Raw genomic sequence first — 4040 nt, 5'->3', positions numbered from 1 at the left:
TGCTGCACTGCTGTTGATCGGCCGCACTTCGCAGGATGCCTTCGGCGCCGTGGGTGTAGCCACTATCGGTGCGCGCGAGAACCTGATCAAGCTGGCCGGCAGCCTGGATTCGCTCACTAGCGGGACCAGTTTCTTTGCTGAAAACTTCCTGACGGAAGCCGAGCAAATGGCGCCCGTGCTGTCAACCGTGGCCGATACGCTGGGCAAGCTCGGCCTAGCCGGCACCACGACCATGGACGATTACAAGAAGAAGGTGCTGGGCCTGAACCTGGCCAGCGCGGCAGACCAGGAGCTGTACATCAAGCTGCTGGCCCTGGCGCCTGCCTTCAAGGCGGCCGCTGACTACAGCAGCCAGCTGGCTGCTGCGACAGGCAACTATGCCGCAGTGGTCAAGACCGCCAGCGAGATCGCCAGCGAGCGGATGGACCTGCAAAAGCAGCTGAACGAGCTGACAAAAAGCGAAACGGAGCTGCTGGCCATCCAGCGCTCCAGCATCGCCGCTGTCAACCGTGCGCTGTTCGACCAGGTGCAGGCGGCCAAGGCAGTCATTACCGCCAAGGATGCGCTGGCCAAGGCCTACGACAAAGAGGCGACAGCGGCCCAAACGGCGCTGGATAAGTCGAAATCGTGGGTGGACACCCTCAATGGCCTGAACGCCAGCATGGCCCTGGGCGCCCAGTCGACGCTAACACCGGAGCAGAAATACGCCGAGGCACGAGCCCAGTTCGAGAAGACCCTGGCGGCGGCCAATGCCGGCGACACGACGGCGCAGTCCGGGCTGTCGGCTGCCGAGCAGGCCTTCTTGACAGCGTCCCAGGTGGTCAACGCCTCGGATGCCCGCTACGCGGCCGATTACGCCCGCGTGGTGGCGGCCAACAACGAGGCGCTGAAATGGGCCTCGGCGCAGGTCGACGTGCAGCAGGCCAGCTTGGATGCCCTCAAGGCCCAGGTCTCGGGCCTAATCACCATCAACGATAGCGTGCTGACGGTGGCGCAAGCCATCGCCAACCTGCATGCGGCGATGGGCACGGCGAGCGGTCTGGGTGTGGAATTTACCAATGCGCCAGCCGTTGCTGCGCCAGTCGCTTTTTCTAGCGCCCCCGCCCCCGTAGTTTTTGACGCCATGCGTTATTCGGCTGGCTCGAATGTTGGTTCCGACGCGTTGGTCGCCGAAATTCGTGGCCTGCGCGAAGACAACAAGGCAATGCGTGAGGAACTCAAGGGGCTGCGCGCCGACCAGGATAAGCAGACCGGTGCCGCAATTCGCGCCACCGTCGAATCGAACGACAAAGCGGCCAAGACGGTCGTGGCTGGTGTCGATAAATCCGCCAAGGCATCCGCCTGGGCGAAACAAGTGGAGTACTCCCAATGACTGATGCGCAATTTCTGGCATGGCTGAAGAGTCCGCGCGCCATTCGCATGGTGCTGATCGAGGCCCAGGTCAACGTGGCCGGCAGCGAGGTGACAAGGTATATCGCTTCGCGGCCGTATGTCACAGGTCCTACGGAGGTGCCGGCCAATACTGTGTATCTGCCGCTGGCTACTGGCGGCCTGGCCTTCACCGAGCAGGTCAGCCTGACTGGTGAGGCAGGGCTGTCGGGTGGTGATATCGAGCTGGTCAACGCCGACGGCAAGCTTGACAGCTGGCTGGGCGACGTGTGGCGCAATCGCCCGATCAAGGCCTGGTCAGGCGATCCGCGCTGGCCGCGCAGCGACTTCCGCCTGGTGTTCGACGGCATCATTGCCGACATCGGCAGTGCTAGCCGCGAAACGCTCAACCTGTCCTTGCGGGACAAGCTGCAGCGCCTGGACACGCCTATCGCCGAGGCCAAGCTGGGCGGCACCACTCCAAACAAGGATGCGACCCTGCCGATCCCGTTCGGAGAATGCCACAACGTGGCGCCCTTGCTGACCAATCCGGCCGCCCTGGAGTATGGCTTTCTCGGGGCGGTGGAATCGACGTTCGAGGTGCGCACCAACGGCAAGCCGATTGCCGTTGCCTTGAATGACCAGGCGGGACGCTTCAACCTGACCACCGACCCGTTTTCCACCGTGATCACTGCCAGCGTGCAGGGCGACAAGGGCGGCGGCTACACGCCGCGCATTGCCCCGTTGGTGCAGCGTATCGCCACAGCCTATGGCAAGGCCTCGGACCGCTTCACCCTGGCCGACCTGGACCTAGCCAACCTGGCCGCCTTCGATGCCGCCCACCCGCAGCTGGTGGGCCTGTATGTTGCGGACCGGACGAACCAGGCGCAGGCCATCCAGCAGCTGGCGGCCAGCGTGGGCGCCCAGGCGATCATGTCGCGCACCGGCCAGCTGCGCCTGGTGCAGATCGCGCTGCCGGCCGCCGGCGTTCCGGTGCCAATTGGTCCCGAGAAAATGCGGGTGGGCTCGTTGCGCGTCGTGCAGCGCCTGCCTGTCGTGGCGGCCGTCAAGATTGCGTTTGACCGCAATTACACGGTGCAGGCCAGCCTGACCACCAGCATTCCGCCGGCGCACGCCGACCTGTACGCGACGGAGTGGTTGACGGAAACGGCGGTCGATGCTGCGGTAAAGGCGCGGTACCGGCTGACGGACGACCCGCCGCAAATTGAAACCTGCCTCAAGACGAACGCAGACGCGCAAGCGGAAGCGGCACGGCGCCTGGCCCTGAACAAGGTGCAGCGCACGATTTACGAATTTGATGGGGAGCCTGAATTGATGATGCTGGAACTGGGGCAGCCCGTGGTGCTGCGCGATGATCGTTTCGGCCTGCAGGGCGGCGTGCCCGGTGTCGTGGTGCTGCTGTCGCACCAATGGCTGGCCGGGCGCGTGACGGTGGGGGTGCTGGTATGACCGCCATCGGTGGCGCCCGTGACACGCTGCTGCAGGCCACGGCGGAGCGCTTCAGCACGACGGCCGACGGCAAGGCGATCCTGCTGGCAGGCAGCACGCCTGTGTTTCGCGTCAACAGCCTTGGCGCTGGCGCGCCCGGCTCGATTGCCATTACCGCCAAGCCGGTGAACGTGGTGGGCGATATCGTGTTTTCAGTGTCTGCCGGCACGCAGATGACCGTCAACGGCAATGTGGCCACCGTCAATTTTGCCACCATGACCACGGATACGGCCCTGGTGCAGGCGCGCATCCGTGAGTTTGGCGTCGACTACGTCGGCAATTACATGATCAGCAAGGTCTTCGATGGCGTCGCCGGCGAGACGGGCCTGGCCGGCTTGAACACGGGCCAGGCCTTCGCCTACAAGCGCGCCGCCGCCGCGCCTGGTGATTCGCCAGGTGACGTGATCTTTACTTTTGCCACGGCCGCCATCACGACGCCGGCCGGCAACGACCTGGCCAACGGCTGGTCGAAGAATATCCCTGCCGGCACGACGCCCCTGTACGTGCGCGTGGCCGCTGCCAGCTCGCGCAATGCCACAGACAATATCGCAGCCAATGAGTGGTCAGGGGCGGTGCAGCTGGCCAAGGACGGCGCCAGCGGCGCCAACGGCACGAACGGCGTGGATGGGCTGAATGTGGCGCCCGTGCGCATCTACCAGCGCGGCACCACCAACATCGCGCCGGCGCTGCCGAGCGCGGCATGCACGTTCACGTTTGCCACGGGCGTGTTGACGGGCCTGAACAATGGCTGGTCGACGCAGGTGCCGACGGCGGGCGGAGCATACCTGTTCACCTCGGGCGCCACGGCCGCGGCGCGCACGGCGACCGATGACATAGCCCCAGGGGAATGGGCCGCCGCTTCGCGCCTTGCTGCCGACGGTGCGACTGGCCAGCGCGGCACCGTGACCGTGACAGCGCCAGGCTATTCGACCTGGTCGGATGCCTCGGCCGTGTATGAGCTAGGCCACGCCGGTTATGGCGCGCCGATCAACCGCGACACCGTCACGCTGTACGACGCCACACATGCGGTGACGAAGTATTTTGACAACGGCGCATGGCTGGTATTGGGGACGGTGCTGAACGGCAATTTGCTGGTGAACGGCTCTATAGCGTCCGCAGCGCTGGCGGCAGACACCCTTTCGGCGATTCGAGCGGACCTGGGC

The 4040-nt window shown here is 65.0% G+C and carries 1 protein-coding gene and 2 pseudogenes; all 3 read left to right on the top strand.

Annotated elements, in window-relative coordinates; translation table 11 throughout:
• Window positions 1–1372 (top strand): annotated as a pseudogene (locus AC0V2Y_RS27450) (hypothetical protein); the annotation flags it as partial.
• Entirely contained in the window at window positions 1369–2838 is a 1470-nt protein-coding gene (locus tag AC0V2Y_RS27445; RefSeq protein WP_475417940.1) for a hypothetical protein, read from the top strand. The pseudogene AC0V2Y_RS27450 and the gene AC0V2Y_RS27445, both read left to right, overlap by 4 nt.
• Window positions 2835–4040: pseudogene (locus AC0V2Y_RS27440) on the top strand (hypothetical protein); the annotation flags it as partial. The gene AC0V2Y_RS27445 and the pseudogene AC0V2Y_RS27440, both read left to right, overlap by 4 nt.

This window comes from Janthinobacterium sp. BHSEK (genome assembly GCF_056174685.1).
Note: the sequence above shows the minus strand (reverse complement) of the source record. Positions and strands in the feature narration are given on the sequence as shown.

What these genes read in the sequence shown, in the direction of transcription:
- AC0V2Y_RS27445 (WP_475417940.1), top strand. Translation starts at nt 1,369, where the DNA reads ATGACTGATGCGCAATTTCTGGCATGGCTGAAGAGTCCGCGCGCCATT.